19 protein-coding genes are annotated in these 19,691 nt (G+C 55.7%); 15 read left to right on the top strand and 4 right to left on the bottom strand.

Going from position 1 to position 19,691, the window contains the following annotated elements:
• The first annotated feature begins 39 nt into the window (after window positions 1–39).
• The 6 genes from ACLJRE_RS09580 to dusC all read left to right on the top strand — a co-directional run bounded on the left by ACLJRE_RS09580 (window position 40) and on the right by dusC (window position 6,072).
• Window positions 40–1,398, top strand: coding sequence for an MFS transporter (locus ACLJRE_RS09580; protein WP_000194222.1), 1,359 nt, complete (start codon window positions 40–42; stop codon window positions 1,396–1,398).
• Between the two features lie 11 nt (window positions 1,399–1,409).
• Entirely contained in the window at window positions 1,410–2,447 is a 1,038-nt protein-coding gene (gtdA, locus tag ACLJRE_RS09575) for a gentisate 1,2-dioxygenase (protein WP_001289857.1), read from the top strand.
• A gap of 15 nt (window positions 2,448–2,462) precedes the next feature.
• Complete coding sequence (locus ACLJRE_RS09570) at window positions 2,463–3,164, top strand: fumarylacetoacetate hydrolase family protein (protein ID WP_000170627.1); 702 nt, start codon at window positions 2,463–2,465, stop codon at window positions 3,162–3,164.
• Window positions 3,165–3,172: 8 nt separating this feature from the next.
• Window positions 3,173–3,817, top strand: coding sequence for a maleylacetoacetate isomerase (gene maiA / locus ACLJRE_RS09565; RefSeq protein ID WP_000781183.1), 645 nt, complete (start codon window positions 3,173–3,175; stop codon window positions 3,815–3,817).
• Between the two features lie 14 nt (window positions 3,818–3,831).
• The gene (locus ACLJRE_RS09560) at window positions 3,832–5,025 is read left to right on the top strand and encodes a 3-hydroxybenzoate 6-monooxygenase (RefSeq protein WP_000150099.1); all 1,194 of its coding nucleotides are present in this window, start codon (window positions 3,832–3,834) and stop codon (window positions 5,023–5,025) included.
• 108 nt (window positions 5,026–5,133) lie between these two features.
• On the top strand, window positions 5,134–6,072 hold the full coding sequence (gene dusC, locus ACLJRE_RS09555) for a tRNA dihydrouridine(16) synthase DusC (RefSeq protein WP_023212310.1): 939 nt from the start codon (window positions 5,134–5,136) through the stop codon (window positions 6,070–6,072).
• A gap of 57 nt (window positions 6,073–6,129) precedes the next feature.
• Here dusC and yohP read toward each other — a convergent pair whose 3' ends face one another.
• A complete protein-coding gene (yohP, locus tag ACLJRE_RS09550) occupies window positions 6,130–6,213 on the bottom strand; it encodes a small membrane protein YohP (RefSeq protein ID WP_000698460.1) in 84 nt (27 codons plus the stop codon).
• A gap of 317 nt (window positions 6,214–6,530) precedes the next feature.
• On the opposite strand from yohP, the gene mdtQ reads away from it, so the two are divergent.
• Together mdtQ and ACLJRE_RS09540 are read left to right on the top strand one after the other, a co-directional pair.
• Window positions 6,531–7,967 (top strand): multidrug resistance outer membrane protein MdtQ, encoded by a 1,437-nt coding sequence (mdtQ, locus tag ACLJRE_RS09545; RefSeq protein WP_001081457.1) that lies wholly within the window; start codon window positions 6,531–6,533, stop codon window positions 7,965–7,967.
• Window positions 7,968–8,032: 65 nt separating this feature from the next.
• Window positions 8,033–8,794, top strand: a complete 762-nt coding sequence (locus tag ACLJRE_RS09540; RefSeq protein ID WP_000169617.1) for an SDR family oxidoreductase — start codon at window positions 8,033–8,035, stop codon at window positions 8,792–8,794.
• A gap of 48 nt (window positions 8,795–8,842) precedes the next feature.
• On the opposite strand, the gene ACLJRE_RS09535 is transcribed toward ACLJRE_RS09540, so the two are convergent.
• The gene (locus ACLJRE_RS09535) at window positions 8,843–9,412 is read right to left on the bottom strand and encodes a DedA family protein (RefSeq protein WP_001523476.1); all 570 of its coding nucleotides are present in this window, start codon (window positions 9,410–9,412) and stop codon (window positions 8,843–8,845) included.
• Between the two features lie 158 nt (window positions 9,413–9,570).
• Here ACLJRE_RS09535 and ACLJRE_RS09530 point away from each other — a divergent pair, with 158 nt between their 5' ends.
• Both ACLJRE_RS09530 and pbpG read left to right on the top strand, forming a co-directional pair.
• Complete coding sequence (locus ACLJRE_RS09530; protein ID WP_001017057.1) at window positions 9,571–10,158, top strand: Yip1 family protein; 588 nt, start codon at window positions 9,571–9,573, stop codon at window positions 10,156–10,158.
• A gap of 165 nt (window positions 10,159–10,323) precedes the next feature.
• Window positions 10,324–11,271 (top strand): D-alanyl-D-alanine endopeptidase, encoded by a 948-nt coding sequence (gene pbpG / locus ACLJRE_RS09525; protein ID WP_000911555.1) that lies wholly within the window; start codon window positions 10,324–10,326, stop codon window positions 11,269–11,271.
• A gap of 57 nt (window positions 11,272–11,328) precedes the next feature.
• On the opposite strand, the gene dld is transcribed toward pbpG, so the two are convergent.
• The gene (gene dld, locus ACLJRE_RS09520; protein WP_000095234.1) at window positions 11,329–13,059 is read right to left on the bottom strand and encodes a D-lactate dehydrogenase; all 1,731 of its coding nucleotides are present in this window, start codon (window positions 13,057–13,059) and stop codon (window positions 11,329–11,331) included.
• Window positions 13,060–13,325: 266 nt separating this feature from the next.
• Here dld and bglX point away from each other — a divergent pair, with 266 nt between their 5' ends.
• The 5 genes from bglX (at window position 13,326) to ACLJRE_RS09495 (ending at window position 19,549) form a co-directional block, all read left to right on the top strand.
• Window positions 13,326–15,623, top strand: coding sequence for a beta-glucosidase BglX (bglX, locus tag ACLJRE_RS09515; RefSeq protein ID WP_000871554.1), 2,298 nt, complete (start codon window positions 13,326–13,328; stop codon window positions 15,621–15,623).
• Between the two features lie 180 nt (window positions 15,624–15,803).
• Window positions 15,804–16,721 carry an ABC transporter substrate-binding protein gene (locus tag ACLJRE_RS09510; RefSeq protein WP_000155868.1) on the top strand — a complete coding sequence of 306 codons (918 nt, stop codon included), beginning with the start codon at window positions 15,804–15,806 and terminating at the stop codon, window positions 16,719–16,721.
• Between the two features lie 3 nt (window positions 16,722–16,724).
• On the top strand, window positions 16,725–17,894 hold the full coding sequence (locus ACLJRE_RS09505) for an ABC transporter permease (protein WP_023137004.1): 1,170 nt from the start codon (window positions 16,725–16,727) through the stop codon (window positions 17,892–17,894).
• Window positions 17,887–18,834, top strand: coding sequence for an ABC transporter ATP-binding protein (locus ACLJRE_RS09500; RefSeq protein WP_000569166.1), 948 nt, complete (start codon window positions 17,887–17,889; stop codon window positions 18,832–18,834). Before ACLJRE_RS09505 ends, ACLJRE_RS09500 begins: the two co-directional genes overlap by 8 nt.
• Window positions 18,818–19,549 carry an ABC transporter permease gene (locus ACLJRE_RS09495; protein WP_000824854.1) on the top strand — a complete coding sequence of 244 codons (732 nt, stop codon included), beginning with the start codon at window positions 18,818–18,820 and terminating at the stop codon, window positions 19,547–19,549. Before ACLJRE_RS09500 ends, ACLJRE_RS09495 begins: the two co-directional genes overlap by 17 nt.
• On the opposite strand, the gene ACLJRE_RS09490 is transcribed toward ACLJRE_RS09495, so the two are convergent.
• The gene (locus ACLJRE_RS09490; protein ID WP_001261696.1) at window positions 19,530–19,637 is read right to left on the bottom strand and encodes a protein YohO; all 108 of its coding nucleotides are present in this window, start codon (window positions 19,635–19,637) and stop codon (window positions 19,530–19,532) included. The two genes, ACLJRE_RS09495 and ACLJRE_RS09490, sit on opposite strands and share 20 nt — an antisense overlap.
• Between the last annotated feature and the right edge of the window lie 54 nt (window positions 19,638–19,691).

The following is a 19,691-nucleotide window of genomic DNA, read 5'->3' as shown; positions in this document are numbered from 1 at the left end:
TAAAAACAACATCTATCTCCCTGCACTGAGGCATTAGCTATGACTCAACGACGTGATCTACAAGCCCTTATTGATGCCGCGCCCGTCGGCAAAATGCAGTGGCGCGTTATCATCTGCTGTTTTCTGGTGGTTATGCTCGACGGTTTCGACACCGCCGCGATTGGCTTCATCGCCCCGGATATTCGTACTCACTGGCAGCTAAGCGCCAGCGAACTTGCGCCGCTGTTTGGCGCAGGGCTGCTGGGGCTTACAGCCGGCGCGCTGCTATGCGGACCGCTGGCGGATCGCTTTGGCCGCAAGCGGGTCATTGAGCTTTGCGTGGCGCTATTCGGCGCATTGAGCCTGCTTTCCGCTTTCTCGCCGGATATAGAAACCCTGGTGTTGCTGCGCTTCTTAACCGGTCTGGGACTGGGTGGAGCGATGCCGAATACCATCACCATGACGTCGGAATACCTTCCCGCTCGTCGACGCGGAGCGCTGGTCACGCTGATGTTCTGCGGTTTTACCCTGGGGTCGGCGATGGGTGGGATTGTGAGCGCGCAACTGGTGCCGCTGATTGGCTGGCACGGAATTCTGGCGCTAGGCGGCATCTTGCCTTTGATGCTGTTTTTCGGCCTGCTGTTCGCGCTGCCGGAATCTCCCCGCTGGCAGGTACGTCGCCAACTACCGCAAGCCGTTGTCGCCCGGACGGTCAGCGCCATTACCGGCGAGCGCTATCACGATACGCAATTCTTTCTGCATGAGACGGCAGCCGTCGCCAAAGGCAGTATTCGCCAGCTTTTTGCCGGGCGACAGCTTGTCATTACCCTGATGTTATGGGTGGTGTTCTTTATGAGCCTGCTCATTATCTATCTGCTTTCCAGCTGGATGCCGACGTTACTTAACCATCGCGGTATTGATCTGCAACAGGCGTCGTGGGTGACTGCCGCATTCCAGGTTGGCGGCACGCTTGGCGCGCTGTTACTCGGCGTGTTGATGGACCGGCTTAACCCGTTCCGGGTACTGGCGGTGAGCTATGCGCTGGGCGCGGTTTGCATTGTCATGATAGGCCTGAGCGAAAACGGCCTTTGGCTGATGGCGCTGGCGATTTTTGGTACTGGCATCGGTATTAGCGGTTCCCAGGTAGGGCTGAATGCTCTGACGGCGACGCTGTACCCCACCCAAAGCCGGGCGACGGGCGTGAGCTGGTCGAACGCCATTGGACGCTGCGGGGCGATTGTCGGTTCGCTCTCCGGCGGCATGATGATGGCCCTCAATTTCTCTTTCGATACGTTGTTTTTTGTCATTGCTATTCCGGCGGCTATCAGCGCGGTAATGCTTACCCTGCTGACGGTGGTTGTCCGCCTTTCGATTTCTGTACCTGACGACCTGCCGCGTGCCAGCGTCGTAAACGAATAAGGAGAATCTCCATGTCTGAAATAAATCAGAACGTAAAAGATAGCCGTCAGCAGTATTACCAGCATATTTCTGGGCAGAATCTGACGCCGCTGTGGGAATCGTTACATCACCTGGTACCGCAGACGCCAAACGCCAACTGCGCGCCGGCCTACTGGAATTATCAGGAAATTCGTCCGCTACTGATGGAAAGCGGCAATGTCATTGGCGCGAAAGAGGCGATCCGCCGGGTGCTGGTGCTGGAAAATCCGGCATTGCGCGGTCAGTCGTCGATCACGGCGACCTTATACGCTGGTTTACAGCTGATCCTGCCCGGCGAAGTCGCGCCGAGTCATCGCCATAACCAGTCGGCGCTGCGTTTTATCGTCGAAGGTAAAGGCGCATTTACCGCGGTGGACGGCGAGCGCACGCCAATGCATACCGGCGATTTTATCCTGACGCCGCAGTGGCGCTGGCACGATCATGGTAATCCGGGGTCAGAGCCGGTGGTATGGCTGGATGGTCTGGATCTGCCGTTAGTCAACCTCCTGGGCTGTGGGTTTGCGGAAGACTATCCCGAAGATCAGCAGCCGGTGACGCGAAAAGAGGGCGATTATCTGCCGCGCTATGCAGCGAATATGCTGCCGCTGCGCCACCAGCGCGGGAACTCGTCGCCGATTTTCAACTACCGTTACGACCGCAGCCGCGAGGCGCTGCACGATCTGACCCGTATGGGCGATCCGGATGAGTGGGAAGGTTACAAGCTGCGTTACGTTAATCCCGTCACCGGCGGTTATCCGATGCCGTCAATGGGCGCGTTCCTGCAACTGCTGCCAAAAGGCTTTGCCTCTCGTGTGGCGCGGAGCACCGACAGCACTATCTACCACGTCGTTGAAGGGGCAGGGCAGGTCACTATCGGCAACGAAACTTTTCATTTTTCCGCAAAAGACATTTTTGTGGCGCCGACCTGGCATGAGGTGTCGTTTCGTAGCAGCGAAGACACGGTGTTATTCAGCTTTTCGGACAAGCCGGTTCAGGAAGCCCTGGGGCTGTTCCGCGAAGCACGTTATTAATTAGGGAGAGAGAACATGACCAAATATGTATTCCAGCCGCAGGCCCCGGTGACAGTACCAGTGGCGGGCAGTGATGAGCAGTTTCCGGTACGTCGCGTTTACTGCGTGGGTCGCAACTATGCCGCCCATGCCCGTGAAATGGGCTTTGATCCTGATCGCGAACCGCCGTTCTTCTTTTGTAAACCAGCGGACGCTGTCGTCCCGGTAGTGGCGGGGGATACCCTGGAACTGCCGTATCCGGCGCAGACCGATAACTACCATTATGAAATTGAGCTGGTGGTGGCGATTGGTAAAAAGGGGAGCGATATCCCGCTGGAAAAAGCCCATGAATATGTCTGGGGATACGCCACCGGTCTGGACATGACGCGTCGCGATCGTCAGATGGAAATGCGTCAGATGGGACGCCCGTGGGAAATTGGCAAAGCGTTCGATCTCTCCGCGCCCATTGCGCCATTACACAAAGCCGCTGAAACGCATAATGTGGATAACGCCCCTATTTGGCTACAGGTTAACGGCGAAGACCATCAGCGCAGCGATATTCGTCATCTGATTTGGTCGGTGAATGAAACCATCAGCTATTTGTCCGGCTTTTTTGAATTGCAGCCAGGCGATTTGATTTTCACCGGTACGCCAGAGGGGGTGGGCGCCGTGGTGAAAGGGGATGTCATCACCGGGAACGTAGAAGGTCTGACGCCGATTGCTGTGAAAATTGTCTGAGGTGAACGATGAAGCTGTACAGTTTCTTTAATAGTTCGGCGTCTTATCGTGTACGTATTGCGCTGGCGTTAAAGGGGATTGATTACCAGACGGTGGGCGTCAATATTCGTATCGGCCAGCAGAATGCGCTGGCCTACCGACGGATGAATCCGGTAGGCCTGGTGCCGACGCTGGTCACTGATGACGGCGAATCGTTGGGGCAATCGCTGGCCATCGTCGACTGGCTGGACCGACATTTTCCGCAAACGCCGCTGCTGCCGACGAGCGACCCGGCGCGCAGCCAGGCGCTGGAAATTGTTTACGCTATCGCCTGCGATATACACCCAATCAATAACATGCGCGTGTTGCGCTACCTGACCGATGAGCTGAAGGTTAGCGAAGAGGATAAAAAACGCTGGTACGCCCACTGGATACAGCAAGGGTTAAGCGCGGTAGAGCAGCTATTGCGTAAAAGTCAGTCCGGCCGATTCTGCGTGGGCGACGCGCCAGGCCTTGCGGACTGCTGCCTGATTCCTCAGTGGGCGAATGCGCTCAGGATGGGCTGCGATTTATCAGGCTATCCGCGCTGTAAAGCCGTTTATGACGCCTGCGTACAGCTACCGGCGTTTATTGCCGCCGCGCCGGAAAATCAACAAGATAAAATCCCGGCCTGAAAAGGAGAATGACCATGACTCACGTGACAAGCGCAATTATTGTAGGTGGCGGAATCGGCGGCGCGGCGACCGCGCTGTCGCTGGCGCGCCAGGGAATAAAAGTCATGCTGCTGGAAAAAGCGCACGAAATTGGCGAGATTGGCGCGGGTATTCAGCTTGGGCCGAACGCTTTTTCGGCGCTGGATAGTCTCGGGGTGGGCGATGTTGCCCGCCAGCGTGCGGTGTTTACCGATCACATTACCATGATGGATGCCGTGAATGCCGAAGAAGTGGTATGCATTGAAACCGGACAGGCGTTCCGCGACCATTTTGGCGGGCCGTATGCGGTAATTCACCGGGTAGATATTCATGCAACGGTATGGGAAGCGGCGCTGACGCACCCTGGCGTGGAGTATCGTACCTCGACCCATATTGTCGATATCCGCCAGACGCCGGATGACGTTACGGTGTTTGATGAGCAGGGAAATAGCTGGACGGCGGATATTCTCGTGGGCTGCGACGGCGTTAAATCGGTCGTGCGGCAAAGTTTACTCGGCGATGCGCCGCGCGTAACGGGGCATGTAGTTTATCGGGCGGTGATTGATTGCGACGATATGCCGGACGATTTACGTATTAACGCACCGGTGCTGTGGGCAGGCCCGCATTGTCACCTGGTCCATTATCCGCTCCGTGGAGGCCAACAGTACAATCTGGTGGTGACATTCCACAGCCGCCAGCAAGAAGAGTGGGGCGTGAAAGACGGCAGTAAAGAAGAGGTGCTCTCTTATTTTGCCGGTATTCATCCCCGCCCGCGTCAGATGTTGGATAAGCCGACCTCCTGGCGCCGCTGGTCGACCGCCGATCGCGAGCCGGTCGCGAAATGGGGAACCGAGCGTATCACTCTGGTGGGCGACGCCGCGCATCCGGTGGCGCAATATATGGCCCAGGGGGCCTGTATGGCGCTGGAAGACGCCGTCACGCTGGGCAAAGCGCTGGAACGCTGCGACGGCGACGCGCAGCAGGCATTTGCGCTGTATGAGTCGGTGCGTATTCCCCGCACGGCGCGTATCGTCTGGTCTACCCGCGAGATGGGGCGTCTCTATCACGCCGCCGGGGTGGAGCGTCAGGTACGTAATCTGTTGTGGAAAGGAAAATCGCAGGAGGCGTTTTATCGCGGTATCGAATGGCTGTACGGCTGGAAAGAAGATAACTGTCTTGAGCCGCGTTGAGCGCTTTACGTGACGTAGCGTGGCGTTTGCGCCGCCACCCGGCAAAAAGTTTTGCTCATCGCAGAGAGGCGTTATGATAGCGCCTCTTTTTTTGCTGTGGATACCGATATGCGTGTTTTACTGGCGCCGATGGAAGGCGTGCTCGACGCGTTAGTGCGCGAGCTGCTGACCGAAGTGAATGATTACGATCTCTGCATCACCGAATTTGTGCGCGTGGTGGATCAGCTGCTGCCGGTAAAAGTGTTTCATCGCATCTGCCCGGAGTTGCATCACGCCAGCCGCACGCCGTCCGGCACGCCGGTGCGTATTCAGCTTCTGGGCCAGCACCCGCAGTGGCTGGCGGAAAACGCCGCGCGGGCGACGGCGTTGGGATCGTATGGCGTGGACCTGAACTGCGGCTGTCCGTCAAAAGTGGTGAACGGCAGCGGCGGCGGCGCGACATTGCTCAAAGATCCCGAACTCATCTATCAGGGCGCGAAAGCGATGCGGGCCGCGGTACCGTCGCATCTGCCGGTGACGGTAAAAGTGCGTCTCGGCTGGGATAGCGGCGATAGAAAATTTGAAATCGCCGATGCGGTGCAGCATGCCGGCGCCAGTGAACTGGTGGTGCATGGCCGTACCAAAGCGCAGGGCTACCGCGCCGAGCATATCGACTGGCAGGCGATCGGCGAAATACGCCAGCGTCTGACTATTCCGGTTATCGCGAATGGCGAAATCTGGGACTGGCAGAGCGCGCAGGCATGTATGGCGGCCAGCGGCTGCGATGCGGTGATGATTGGCCGTGGGGCGTTAAATATTCCTAACCTGAGCCGGGTGGTGAAGTATAACGAACCGCGTATGCCGTGGCCGGAAGTGGTAACGTTATTACAAAAATATACCCGACTGGAAAAGCAGGGCGATACCGGTTTATACCATGTCGCGCGTATTAAACAGTGGTTGGGATATTTACGTAAGGAATATATTGAGGCGACGGAACTCTTTCAGTCGATTCGGGCGTTAAACCGTTCGTCCGAGATTGCGCGGGCGATTCAGGCTATTAAAATCTAATCTCTACAGCGTCCAGAACGTGTGCCGGACAGATACTATCGCTGCCCGGCGCAGGAATCAGAAAATCATCTTAAACACGCCCGTTACCACCAACAGCCCAATCAGAAAAATAATTAAGATTGCCCATAGAAGAATTTTCATTGTTTGTCCCTTTATTGGTAAATACAAACAAAGTATAGGAAAGTATTAAGCCATCTGCTGCTTTGTTGGGCACGGCGACGTTTAACTCATGAAGGCTGCTGGCGCGTATTGCAGCAAAATCGTTCATTTATTAACGGGTTAATGGGACTTTACATTGAATCATTACATCAAAAAATGTATCAGATGAAATTATTTGCTAATCATATAAATTTCAAAATATGTCTTTTGTTGTCTGATGATGTATTGCCACGCGTAACTAAAAAATAGATCGTCGTAAGACGTACTCTCTGCGCACCTTTTTTTATCAGAACACCTCCATGAATCGTAATTCTTTCCTTGCCGCGACAGCGAGCTTACCGCTTTTTATTTTGCTGGCGGGCTGCGCCCCTATGCACGATACCCGCCAGTCGCTGACCCAGCAGACGCCCTCTTCTCATGTTGATTCCAGCCTGCCGGCGGCATTGAAAAACGGTTGGCCGGATAGCCAGTGGTGGAAGGCGTATCACGATGCGCAGCTTGACGCGCTGATTGATAATGCCATACAGCATTCGCCGGATATGCAGGTGGCTGAACAGCGTATTCAACTGGCGGAAGCGCAGGCGAAAGCGGTTGAGGCGCAGGACGGCCCGCAGCTCGACTTTTCTGCCGACATTGAGCGCCAGCGAATGTCCGCGGAAGGGCTGATGGGGCCATTCGCGATTACCGACCCCGCGGCGGGAACGACCGGGCCGTGGTATACCAACGGTACATTCGGCCTGACGGCGGGCTGGGATCTGGATTTATGGGGGAAAAACCGCGCTGAAGTTACCGCGCGGATCGGGGCGGTCAAAGCGCGCGAAGCGGAGCAGGAGCAGACCCGACAATTGCTGGCAAGCGGCGTGGCGCGACTCTACTGGGAGTGGCAGACGCAGGCGGCGCTGAAAAATGTGCTGATGCAAATCGAGCATGAGCAGCAAAACGTGGTGACGGTAAACCGGGAGCTGTATCAACACGGCATTACTTCTTCTGTTGAAGGGGTCGAGACCGATATCGACGCCAGCAAAACCCAGCAGCAGCTGAATGACGTTAACGGTAAAATGAAGGTGATTGAAGCGCGGCTCAGCGCGTTAACCAATACGCAATCGGCGGCGCTCAAGCTGCGTCAGGTGAGTCTCCCCGCCGTTGAAAGCCAGTTACCGTCGCAACTGGGCTATTCGTTGCTGGCGCGCCGGGCGGATCTACAGGCCGCGCACTGGTACATTGAATCCTCGTTGAGCAGCATTGACGCCGCGAAGGCTGCGTTTTATCCCGATATCAATCTGATGGCTTTTTTACAGCAGGATGCGTTACATCTGAGCGATCTGTTCCGCCATTCCGCACAGCAATATGGCATTACCGGCGGGCTGACGCTGCCGATTTTCGACAGCGGCAGGCTGAATGCCAACCTCGATATCGCCAAAGCGCAAAGCAACCTTTCTATCGCCAACTACAACAAAGCGGTGGTAGATGCGGTTAATGATGTGGCGCGCGCCGCCAGTCAGGTAGAGACGCTGGCGCAGAAAAATCAGCATCAGCAGCAGATTGAGCATGACGCGCAGCGTGTGGTCGGTCTGGCGCAAGCGCGCTTTAATGCCGGCATTATTGCGGGTTCCCGCGTGAGCGAGGCCAAAATCCCGGCACTGCGCGAGCAGTGTAACGGCTTGCTGTTGCAGGGCCAGTGGCTGGATGCCTCCATTCAGCTTACCAGCGCGCTGGGCGGCGGTTATCATTCCTGATTTTTCCGGATGATTCAGACAGGGTTCCTATACTTAGGCTGTGTATGAATCATCCGGAGAGGAATATGACCAAAGTTGCAATTGTAACGGCATCAGATTCGGGAATTGGCAAAGCGTGTGCGTTGTTATTAGCACAAAACGGTTTTGATATTGGTATCACCTGGCATTCCGATGAACGCGGCGCGCAGGAGACGGCGAAAAAAGCGGCGCAATTTGGTGTGCGGGTAGAGACCATTCATCTTGACCTGAGCCAGTTACCCGAGGGCGCGCAGGCCATTGAACATCTTATCCAGCGCCTGGGGCGCGTTGACGTGCTGGTCAATAATGCCGGGGCGATGACCAAATCCGCGTTTATTGATATGCCGTTTACGCAGTGGCGGCAAATTTTTACTGTGGATGTCGACGGCGCGTTTCTCTGCGCGCAGATCGCCGCCCGGCATATGATTAAACAAGGAGAGGGAGGGCGCATTATCAACATCACCTCCGTCCATGAGCATACGCCGCTTCCGCAAGCCAGCGCCTATACCGCGGCGAAACATGCGCTGGGCGGATTGACTAAATCCATGGCGCTGGAACTGATTGAGCATCATATTTTGGTCAACGCCGTCGCGCCAGGCGCTATCGCCACGCCGATGAATGATATGGATGACAGCGACATTGAGCCGGGATCAGAACCCTCGATCCCTATCGCCCGACCGGGTTCTACGCATGAAATAGCCAGCCTCGTCGCCTGGCTGTGTTCGGAAGGAGCAAGCTATACCACCGGTCAGTCGCTGATTGTCGACGGCGGGTTTATGCTGGCAAATCCGCAATTCAACGCAAAATAAACGCCGGGTGCCGGATGGCGGCGTTATGCCATCCGGATACCATCGGGTTTAACGGGCCTCCGCTTTGCCGCGTCTTTTCAGCCACCAGCGCACGCCCACCACCAGGACGATGGCCAGAATCAGCCAGACCCCATGCCTGAGATGCTGATCGAGGTCGTGCAGCCATGGCGCGATCACCTCGCCGCCAAGATATCCCAGCGTGGTAAACAGCAGCGCCCAGATCAGCGCGCCTACAATATTCAGCGGCAGAAAAATTTTAGGCGGCAGGCGGCTGGCGCCAATCAGCAACGGGCCAACCACCCGGAAGCCGTACATAAAACGCGTGCCGATCACAAACAGATACGGATGGCGTTGGATCATTTTCTGCGCGCGACGAATCTTCGTATGATAACGCGGGAAACGACGCAGGATCTTCCCGCCATAGCATCGTCCTAACAGGTAAAGTAGCTGATCGCCCATCATCCCTCCCAGCGCGACGGCCGCCGCCACCAGCGGAAACTTGAGCAATCCCTGATGCGCCGCGACGCCCCCCAACAGGGTAACGGTTTCACCTTCGGCCATACTGCCGATAACCAGCGCCGCATAGCCATAATGCGTAATAAGCGTGTTGATATCCATGCGTAAACCACCTCCGGCATTAAGCATACACCCTGGCAAGAGGCGTGCGTGGCAAAGCCGACGTTTTGCCGGAGACTATTTCGCTGTTGTTCATAAAATAACCAGAAACTGAATTATACTTGAACATACTGGCATCTGAGGCAGCAGAAGGGGGCAGTATGAACCATGTATGGGGGCTTTTTTCCCATCCAGATCGGGAAATGCAGGTGATCAAAAGCGAAAACGAAACCGTTTCGCATCACTATACGCACCATGTTTTGCTGATGGCGGCGATTCCCGTCGTCTGCGCCTTTATCGGCACGACGCAAATCGGCTGGAATTTTGGCGACGGCAACGTGTTACAACTCTCGCTGTTTACCGCTTTTGCGCTGGCGGTCTTGTTCTACGGCGTGATGCTGGCGGGCGTCGCGGTGATGGGACGCGTCATCTGGTGGATGGCGCGAAACTATCCGCAACGGCCATCGCTTGCGCGCTGTATGGTTTTTGCCGGCTATGTCGCGACGCCGCTGTTTTTAAGTGGTCTGGTGGCGCTCTATCCCCTGGTATGGCTATGCGCTTTGGTCGGCGCTGTCGCGCTCTTTTACACCGGCTATTTGCTGTATTTGGGTATTCCGACTTTCCTTAACATTAATAGAGAGGAAGGATTAAGCTTCTCCAGTTCGACGCTCGCTATCGGCGTGCTGGTCCTGGAGGTGCTACTGGCGATCACCGTGATCCTGTGGGGATACGGCTACCGCCTGTTCTGATGCGAAAAAGGGCTGGCGCAAAAGCCAGCAATGCAGCATTTGCTGACGATTCTTCTGTAGCGGCAACGCTGGCGTGCCGCTATGATGCCACTGCTAGCTTGAGTATAATCTTAGCTCAGGCGGTGTGCGTTACGACGCGCGTGAATCATTATCAGAAATCTCATCATGCTGAAATTCCGAGCTTCATTCCTGAGCCTTGCTCTGATGTTGGCCGTACCTTTTGCCCCGCAGGCCGTGGCGAAAACGGCAGCGACAACCGCGGCGTCTCAACCTGAGATTGCCTCCGGTAGCGCAATGATTGTTGATCTCAACACCAATAAAGTGATCTATTCGAACCACCCGGATCTGGTGCGTCCGATTGCCTCGATAACCAAATTAATGACGGCAATGGTCGTGCTCGACGCGCGATTGCCGCTGGATGAAATACTGAAGGTCGATATCAGCCAGACGCCGGAAATGAAAGGGGTTTACTCCCGCGTGCGCCTGAACAGCGAAATTAGCCGCAAAAATATGTTGCTGCTGGCGTTGATGTCATCCGAAAACCGCGCGGCGGCAAGCCTGGCGCACTATTATCCCGGCGGTTATAACGCGTTTATTAAAGCGATGAATGCGAAGGCGAAAGCGCTGGGCATGACGCATACCCGCTTCGTTGAGCCGACGGGGCTGTCGATTCATAACGTCTCGACCGCGCGGGATTTAACAAAACTGCTGATTGCCACGAAGCAATACCCGCTGATTGGCCAGCTAAGCACCACGCGCGAAGACATGGCGACATTCTCGCATCCGGCGTATACGCTGCCGTTTCGCAATACCAACCATTTGGTCTACCGTGATAACTGGAATATCCAGTTAACGAAAACCGGCTTTACCAATGCGGCGGGGCATTGCCTGGTGATGCGTACCGTGATCAATAACAAACCGGTCGCGCTGGTGGTCATGGATGCGTTCGGCAAATATACCCACTTTGCGGACGCCAGTCGCCTGCGTACATGGATTGAAACCGGTAAAGTCATGCCCGTTCCGGCTGCCGCGCTGAGCTATAAAAAGCAAAAAGCCGCGCAAATGGCGGCAGCCAGCGCCAGTGCCGGGGCGCAAACCGCACAGAACGATTAAGTCGCCGCAGGCCCGGCAGGCATCGCGCCGCCGGGCTTCACGGTAAACCGCACGGTGTTAATGCGTCTCGTCGGGCGTATTTTCCTGCCAGAACTTCCGCTTACTCGTTTTGCCGATACCGGGGTTCATACTGTTGGTTGGGTCATTTTGCCGATAAAAACGCGTCAGCGTTTCCGGCGCTTTATACAGATGTCCAACGTTGTGCTCCGCCGGGTATTGTGCCCCGCGCGCCTGCAACAGCTCCAGCATTTGCGCTTTCAGCGCATGAACGTCGACGCCTTTCTTCACGATATAGTCCTGATGAAAAACGTGGCACATAAAGTGGCCGTAATAGAGTTTATGTACCAGTTGGCTGTCGATTTCCGGCGGCAGATGCTCGAACCAGTCGGTATCGTTGCGGCGCAGAGCGATATCCAGCGCCAGGATATCTTCCACTTCATCAGCGTGTACGGCCTGATAACGAATCGCCGCGCCAGCAGCGGCGAAGCGGTGCAGGAAGGCTTTGCTGCCTTCTTCCGGCGTACAGGTGAAGAAACCGCCCTCAGCGGATTTAAAAAATTCATTCAGCCAGCGTTGCGCTTCTGCGACGCCGTCTCCCGCCATTTTTAATAGCAGATGATGCTCATATTTATCGCGCCAGTTTTTCATTCGCGGCGGCAGATGGCTGGGAAACAGGTGGCCGAATTTCTGCATCGCGCGGTCGGTGAAATGCGGTCGGAAAAATTTTACTTTTTCCAGCATCGCATCGGTTCGGCCTTTTAGCGTGAAAAAGAATGGCATCTTGTCGGTGCCGAGTTTATCGATCATCAGAAAGGTATCTTTACCGTACTGCTCCGCAATATCGTAGATATCGCGATGCATATATTCTCCCGCCACTGGCAGATTGTCGAAGTTCGCCAGAATATGCCGACGGATTTCAGTCAGTACCGCGGGCTGATTGGTGCCGATATAAAAAACCTGCTGATTTTTTTCCGCTGCAAAGGTATCAAGGCGAACGGCAAAAACCGCCAGTTTTCCGGCGCAGCCGGAAGATTCAAACAAACGGTCCGGGTCGGCGTTATAGCGGGCGGGCGTATCGGCGTTGATATCTCGTACCCGCGTCACATAGTCGTGATCGTGCGCATGACGACCATCGTGACGCACATCCTCATCTTTAATCCGTTCGTCATCCAGCTTGCTCAGGATCTGCTCCGGCGTATGCCCAAGATCGATACCCAGATGATTGACCAGTTGCAGTTTGCCTTGCTCGTCAATACGGGCAAAGAGCGACATCTCGGTATAGGCCGGGCCGCGCTGCACCAGCGAGCCGCCGGAGTTATTACAGATGCCGCCGATGACCGACGCGCCGATACACGACGAACCAATCACCGAGTGCGGTTCACGGCCCAGCGGTTTAAGCGCTTTTTCCAGCGCATAGAGCGTCGTACCGGGCCAGGCCAGAACCTGTTGGCCGTTATCCAGTAAGTGCAGCTTATCCAGCCGCTGGGTGCTGATAATCACAATATCGCGATCGTAGTCGTTGCCGTTCGGCGTGGAGCCTTCCGTCAGACCGGTGTTGGCGGCCTGCATCAGAATAATTTTGTCAGCGTTAACGCAGGCGTTGAGCACACGCCACAGTTCCAGTAACGAACCCGGGAAAACAACGGCCAGCGCGTCGCCCTGACCGGAACGGAAACCCTTGCGATAGCGGGCGGTTTTGGCGGGGTCTGTCAGCAGGTGAGAATGGCCTACCAGGCGGGCCAGCTCATTCAGGAACGTTTTATTATCAGTCATTGTTATGGAAGACATTCTCCACTCCTTGTGGTGGGACAAAATATCAGCGTTAAGCATAGCGCTTTGTATGACAATACGCTTTCTCATTCAAATTGTCTCTGTGTTGGTAGTATTCATTTGCCGCCTTGATACCATTTGCTGGCGGTTGCGTATTCGACTGTGCGGAAAATTAGGAGAATAACCTTCGCTTTCTTCTCCTCTCGCGTTTAGGCTTATGGCAAACTGCGGTTTTTATTCTGTTTTTACCGCCTCGTCGGGATAAAGATAAAGAGAGACTCAACATGAAATGGTTATGTTCAGTAGGTGTTGCTGTGAGTCTGGCGATGCAGCCAGCATTGGCGGAAAACCTGTTTGGCAATCACCCGCTGACGCCCGAAGCGCGCGACGCGTTCGTCACCGATTTACTCAAGAAAATGACTGTCGATGAAAAAATTGGTCAGTTACGTCTGATCAGCGTCGGCCCTGATAACCCGAAAGAAGCGATTCGCGAGATGATCAAAGACGGGCAGGTAGGGGCGATTTTCAATACCGTCACCCGCCAGGATATCCGTCAAATGCAGGATCAGGTGATGGCATTGAGCCGCCTGAAAATTCCTCTCTTTTTTGCCTATGACGTGGTACACGGCCAGCGAACCGTCTTCCCGATAAGCCTCGGTCTGGCTTCTTCTTTTAATCTGGATGCGGTAAGAACCGTAGGACGCGTATCGGCGTATGAAGCGGCGGACGACGGTCTGAATATGACCTGGGCGCCGATGGTGGATGTCTCCCGCGATCCGCGTTGGGGACGCGCCTCCGAAGGCTTTGGCGAAGATACATATTTAACCTCCATCATGGGCGAAACCATGGTGAAAGCGATGCAGGGCAAAAGTCCGGCGGATCGCTATTCGGTGATGACCAGCGTGAAACATTTTGCCGCCTATGGCGCCGTTGAAGGCGGTAAAGAATACAACACCGTGGATATGAGTTCCCAGCGTCTGTTTAATGACTATATGCCGCCTTACAAAGCGGGGCTGGATGCGGGGAGCGGCGCGGTGATGGTGGCGCTGAACTCGCTGAACGGCACGCCTGCGACGTCAGATTCCTGGCTATTGAAAGATGTCCTGCGCGATGAGTGGGGCTTTAAGGGAATTACCGTTTCCGACCACGGCGCTATTAAAGAACTGATTAAACACGGCACGGCGGCCGACCCGGAAGATGCGGTGCGCGTGGCGCTAAAGGCAGGGGTGGATATGAGCATGGCGGATGAGTATTACAGCAAATATCTGCCGGGCCTGATTAAGTCGGGCAAAGTGACGATGGCGGAACTGGACGACGCGACGCGCCATGTGCTCAACGTAAAATATGACATGGGATTGTTTAACGACCCCTATAGCCATCTGGGGCCGAAAGAGAGCGACCCGGTGGACACCAATGCCGAAAGCCGCCTGCATCGTAAAGAGGCGCGGGAAGTGGCGCGGGAAAGTGTGGTACTGCTGAAAAACCGGCTGGAAACGTTGCCGCTGAAAAAATCGGGCACCATTGCCGTTGTTGGGCCGCTGGCCGACAGTCAACGTGATGTAATGGGGAGCTGGTCTGCTGCTGGGGTCGCGAATCAGTCGGTGACGGTGCTGGCGGGTATTCAAAATGCCGTCGGCGACGGGGCGAAGATCCTCTATGCCAAAGGGGCGAATATCACTAACGATAAAGACATCGTCGATTTCTTAAACCTGTATGAAGAGGCGGTGAAAATCGATCCGCGCTCACCGCAGGCGATGATTGATGAGGCGGTGCAGGCGGCGAAACAGGCCGATGTGGTGGTCGCAGTGGTAGGCGAGTCGCAGGGGATGGCGCATGAAGCCTCCAGTCGTACCAATATCACCATTCCGCAGAGTCAGCGCGACTTAATCACCGCTCTGAAAGCCACCGGTAAGCCGCTCGTACTGGTATTAATGAACGGCAGACCGCTGGCGCTGGTAAAAGAAGATCAACAGGCCGATGCGATTCTGGAGACCTGGTTTGCCGGGACGGAAGGCGGCAACGCCATTGCCGATGTGCTGTTTGGCGATTACAACCCGTCAGGCAAACTTCCGATATCCTTCCCGCGTTCGGTGGGACAAATTCCGGTCTATTACAGCCATCTCAATACGGGACGCCCGTATAATCCTGAAAAGCCAAACAAATACACCTCACGTTATTTTGACGAAGCGAATGGCCCGCTCTATCCGTTTGGTTACGGTCTGAGCTACACCACATTTACGGTGTCTGACGTCACGCTCTCCTCACCGACAATGCAACGCGACGGCAAAGTCACGGCCAGCGTAGAGGTCACGAACACCGGTAAACGCGAAGGGGCAACGGTCATCCAGATGTACTTACAGGATGTCACGGCGTCAATGAGCCGCCCGGTGAAGCAATTAAAAGGTTTTGAAAAAATCACCCTCAAGCCTGGCGAACGTAAAACCGTGAGTTTCCCGATTGACATCGAGGCGTTGAAGTTCTGGAACCAGCAGATGAAATATGACGCGGAACCCGGCAAGTTCAACGTCTTTATCGGCGTGGATTCCGCTCGCGTTAAACAAGGATCGTTCGAACTACTGTAAGCCTGCCGTCAACAGGGCGCGATAGCTGCGCCCTGTCTGGCAATGACTTTTCCTGTCCCCCCTTTTATTACCAGTCACGTCACTTACACTGGCGGAAAATCCCAGGTTAAACGCAGACTTTTCAACTATGCTTTTTTCTCAAGTCTCTGAAAAAGGCCGTAAAAGGATGAGGAAAGCATCATGACGATCTCAAAGCTATGGGTAAGTTCGCTGGCGTTGCTGGCGACGGTGAGTTTACCTCTACAGGCGGCATCGCCCGTGACGGTCGGGTCAAAGATTGATACCGAAGGCGCGCTGCTCGGCAACATGATTTTGCAGGTACTGGAAAGCCACGGCGTTAAAACGGTCAATAAAATTCAGCTCGGGACCACGCCAGTCGTTCGTGGCGCGATTACCGCCGGAGAGCTGGATATCTATCCGGAATACACCGGTAACGGGGCGTTCTTTTTTAAAGATGAAAACGATCCGGCATGGAAGAATGCAAAGCAAGGCTTTGAGAAAGTCAAAAAACTGGATGCGGAGCAGAATAAGCTGGTCTGGTTGATGCCTGCGCCGGCAAATAACACCTGGACCATCGCGGTACGCCAGGACATCGCGGAAAAAAATAAACTCTCCTCGCTTGCCGATCTCAGCCGTTATCTGAAAGAGGGCGGCACTTTTAAACTGGCGGCGTCTGCGGAATTTATCGAACGGGCGGATGCGCTGCCGGCATTTGAAAAAGCCTATGATTTTACCTTGAATCAGAACCAGCTCTTGTCGCTGGCGGGCGGCGATACGGCGGTCACGATCAAAGCCGCCGCGCAACAAACATCCGGCGTTAACGCCGCGATGGCGTATGGTACCGACGGCCCGGTCGCCGCGCTGGGTCTGCAAACCCTGAGCGACCCGAAAGGCGTCCAGCCTATCTATGCCCCCGCGCCGGTAGTACGTGAATCGGTGTTACAGGCCTATCCTCAGATAGCCGACTGGCTGCAACCCGTTTTCGCCAGCCTTGATGAGAAAACGCTGCAACAGTTGAACGCCAGAATCGCCGTAGAAGGGCTGGATGCGAAAAAAGTCGCCGCAGATTACCTCCGACAAAAAGGGTGGGTGAAGTAATCTGTGAGTGACGCTGCCAAAAAAATTACGGTTAATCGTGTGCTGTTGCTGTTGGTTGTTCTGACCCTGCTTGCTGTCGCGCTGCCTTTCATTAATTACGCCCCGAATCGTCTGGTGAGCGGCGAGGGGCGCCAGTTATGGGAGATCTGGCCGGCGACCATCTGGATGCTGACTGGCGCGGGATGCGCGCTGTTTACGCTGTGCTTTATACCCGGTAAACGCGGTAGCGTACTGACGCTGATGATGGCGCAGACGCTTTTTATTGTCATGCTGTGGGGAGTCGGCAGGGCGGCGACCCAGTTGGCGCAGGAGGGCAGTCCGCTGGCGCGTACCAGTCTGGGAAGTGGATTGTGGCTGGGCCTCGGTCTGATGCTGCTGGCCTGTAGCGATGCGATCCGCCGTATTACCACTGGGCCGCTGTGGCGCTGGTTGCTGCACGCGCAAATTGTCATTGTCCCGCTGGCGCTGCTGTTTTCAGGCACGTTCGACAACCTCTCGCTTCTGAAAGAGTATACCAATCGCCAGGATGTTTTCGATGCCGCGCTGGTGCAACATTTGATGTTACTGGCGGGCACGGTGCTGCCGGCGCTGGCGATCGGACTACCGTTGGGCGTCTGGTGTTATTTTTCCGCCTCACGCCAGGGGCCGGTGTTTACCGTGCTGAATGTGATCCAGACTATTCCTTCCGTCGCGCTGTTTGGCCTGCTGATTGCGCCGTTGGCCGGGCTGGTGAAACAGTTTCCGTGGCTTGCCGCATTCGGCGTCGCGGGAACCGGCATGACGCCTGCGCTGATAGCTCTGGTGCTCTATGCGCTATTGCCGCTGGTGCGCGGCGTGGTCGCCGGGCTCAATCAGGTGCCGCGCGATGTGCTGGAGAGCGCAAAAGCAATGGGAATGAGTAGCGGCCAGCGCTTCAGGCATGTGCAACTGCCGCTGGCGCTGCCGGTCTTTTTACGTAGCCTGCGGGTAGTAATGGTCCAGACAGTAGGAATGGCCGTCGTCGCCGCGCTGATTGGCGCGGGAGGTTTCGGCGCGCTGGTGTTTCAGGGGCTATTGAGCAGCGCCATTGATTTAGTCCTGTTGGGCGTCATTCCGGTGATTGCGCTGGCGGTAGTGATCGACGCGCTGTTTGATTTATGGATCGCGTTTTTGAAGGGAGCAACCGATGATTGAATTTAACCATGTCAGTAAAACCTTCGGCGATCAACAGGCTGTTAGCGACCTCAATTTGCATTTTAGCGAAGGCAGCTTTTCGGTGTTAATTGGCACCTCCGGCTCGGGAAAATCGACCACTCTGAAGATGATTAACCGGTTGGTAGAGCATGATAGCGGAACGATCCGTTTTGCCGGGGAAGAGATCCGCAGCCTGCCGGTGCTTGAACTGCGCCGTCGCATGGGCTATGCCATTCAGTCTATCGGTCTTTTTCCCCACTGGACGGTGGCGCAAAATATCGCCACCGTACCGCAACTACAAAAGTGGTCGCGTGCGCGGATTAACGATCGTATTGATGAACTGATGGCATTATTGGGTCTGGAAAGCGCGCTGCGCGATCGTTATCCGCATCAGCTTTCCGGCGGGCAACAGCAGCGGGTCGGCGTTGCGCGGGCGCTGGCTGCCGATCCGCAGGTATTGCTGATGGACGAGCCTTTCGGCGCGCTTGATCCGGTAACGCGCGGCGCATTGCAGCAGGAGATGACCCGCATTCATCAGCTACTGGGACGCACCATCGTACTGGTGACGCACGACATCGACGAGGCGCTACGCCTCGCCGACCATCTGGTGCTGATGGACGGGGGCCACGTTATCCAACAGGGATCGCCGCTTTCTATGCTGACCTCGCCGGAAAATGATTTCGTGCAGGCGTTTTTTGGCCGCAGCGAGCTGGGCGTAAGGCTGCTTTCGTTACGTAGCGTAGGCGATTATGTACGTCGGCATGAACAGCTCAGCGGCGACGCGCTGGTGGAAGAGATGACGTTACGCGATGCGCTATCGATGTTTGTCGCCCGCCGGTGCGACGTCCTGCCGGTGGCGAATCAGCAGGGCGAGCCCTGCGGTACGCTCCATTTCCGCGATCTGCTTTCGGAGACGTCCCCCCGTGAAACGACTGTGTGATCCACTTCTCTGGCTTATTGTTCTGTTCTTGCTTCTGCTGTTTGGATTGCCTTATAGCCAGCCGTTCTTCGCCGCGCTGTTTCCCGATTTACCGCGCCCGGTCTACCAACAGGAGAGTTTTGCCGCCCTCGCGCTCGCCCATTTCTGGTTGGTGGGCATCTCAAGTTTGTTTGCCGTCGTGGTGGGCGTCGGCGCAGGGATTGCGGTCACGCGAGAAAGTGGGAAAGAGTTTCGTCCCCTGGTGGAGACTATCGCCGCCGTCGGGCAGACCTTTCCGCCGGTCGCGGTACTGGCGATCGCGGTACCCGTCATGGGTTTTGGTCAGCAACCGGCCATTATCGCCTTGATCCTGTATGGGGTGTTGCCCATCCTGCAGGCGACCCTGGCCGGGCTGGGCGCGGTGCCTGCCAGCGTGATGAGCGTTGCCAGCGGTATGGGAATGAGCCGTCGCCAACAGTTGTATCAGGTTGAGCTGCCGCTGGCCGCGCCGGTGATTCTGGCGGGCATCCGAACCTCGGTGATTATCAATATTGGTACGGCGACCATCGCTTCAACGGTGGGAGCCAGTACGTTAGGCACGCCGATCATTATCGGGCTTAGCGGCTTTAATACGGCCTATGTTATCCAGGGGGCGCTGCTGGTGGCGCTGGCGGCGATCATTATCGATCGCCTGTTTGAAAGGCTGACGCGCGCGCTTACCCGGCACGCAAAATAAAACTGTAACCTGCCAGCATCACGCCGCCGATACCGCCAATAGCCATCAGCAGGAAAAGGGCGATCACCCCGATTTTCGCTACGCGCATTATGTACTCCTTATGTTAATAAAAGGAGTATACATTAAAGCGAATTTGTTAGCT

Origin of the sequence: Salmonella sp. SAL04157, assembly GCF_046551635.1 — a bacterium.
GTDB lineage: Bacteria > Pseudomonadota > Gammaproteobacteria > Enterobacterales > Enterobacteriaceae > Salmonella > Salmonella enterica.
This window is presented reverse-complemented; position numbering and strand designations above follow the sequence as displayed.

Bases quoted from the DNA above. Each gene is read 5' to 3' on its own strand.
- ACLJRE_RS09490 (WP_001261696.1), bottom strand. From the start codon at position 19,637: ATGCGCGTAGCGAAAATCGGGGTGATCGCCCTTTTCCTGCTGATGGCT.
- ACLJRE_RS09570 (WP_000170627.1), top strand. From the start codon at position 2,463: ATGACCAAATATGTATTCCAGCCGCAGGCCCCGGTGACAGTACCAGTG.
- ACLJRE_RS09500 (WP_000569166.1), top strand. From the start codon at position 17,887: ATGATTGAATTTAACCATGTCAGTAAAACCTTCGGCGATCAACAGGCT.
- dld (WP_000095234.1), bottom strand. From the start codon at position 13,059: ATGTCTTCCATAACAATGACTGATAATAAAACGTTCCTGAATGAGCTG.
- ACLJRE_RS09560 (WP_000150099.1), top strand. From the start codon at position 3,832: ATGACTCACGTGACAAGCGCAATTATTGTAGGTGGCGGAATCGGCGGC.
- gtdA (WP_001289857.1), top strand. From the start codon at position 1,410: ATGTCTGAAATAAATCAGAACGTAAAAGATAGCCGTCAGCAGTATTAC.
- maiA (WP_000781183.1), top strand. From the start codon at position 3,173: ATGAAGCTGTACAGTTTCTTTAATAGTTCGGCGTCTTATCGTGTACGT.
- dusC (WP_023212310.1), top strand. From the start codon at position 5,134: ATGCGTGTTTTACTGGCGCCGATGGAAGGCGTGCTCGACGCGTTAGTG.
- mdtQ (WP_001081457.1), top strand. From the start codon at position 6,531: ATGAATCGTAATTCTTTCCTTGCCGCGACAGCGAGCTTACCGCTTTTT.
- ACLJRE_RS09530 (WP_001017057.1), top strand. From the start codon at position 9,571: ATGAACCATGTATGGGGGCTTTTTTCCCATCCAGATCGGGAAATGCAG.
- ACLJRE_RS09540 (WP_000169617.1), top strand. From the start codon at position 8,033: ATGACCAAAGTTGCAATTGTAACGGCATCAGATTCGGGAATTGGCAAA.
- ACLJRE_RS09580 (WP_000194222.1), top strand. From the start codon at position 40: ATGACTCAACGACGTGATCTACAAGCCCTTATTGATGCCGCGCCCGTC.
- bglX (WP_000871554.1), top strand. From the start codon at position 13,326: ATGAAATGGTTATGTTCAGTAGGTGTTGCTGTGAGTCTGGCGATGCAG.
- pbpG (WP_000911555.1), top strand. From the start codon at position 10,324: ATGCTGAAATTCCGAGCTTCATTCCTGAGCCTTGCTCTGATGTTGGCC.
- yohP (WP_000698460.1), bottom strand. From the start codon at position 6,213: ATGAAAATTCTTCTATGGGCAATCTTAATTATTTTTCTGATTGGGCTG.
- ACLJRE_RS09510 (WP_000155868.1), top strand. From the start codon at position 15,804: ATGACGATCTCAAAGCTATGGGTAAGTTCGCTGGCGTTGCTGGCGACG.
- ACLJRE_RS09535 (WP_001523476.1), bottom strand. From the start codon at position 9,412: ATGGATATCAACACGCTTATTACGCATTATGGCTATGCGGCGCTGGTT.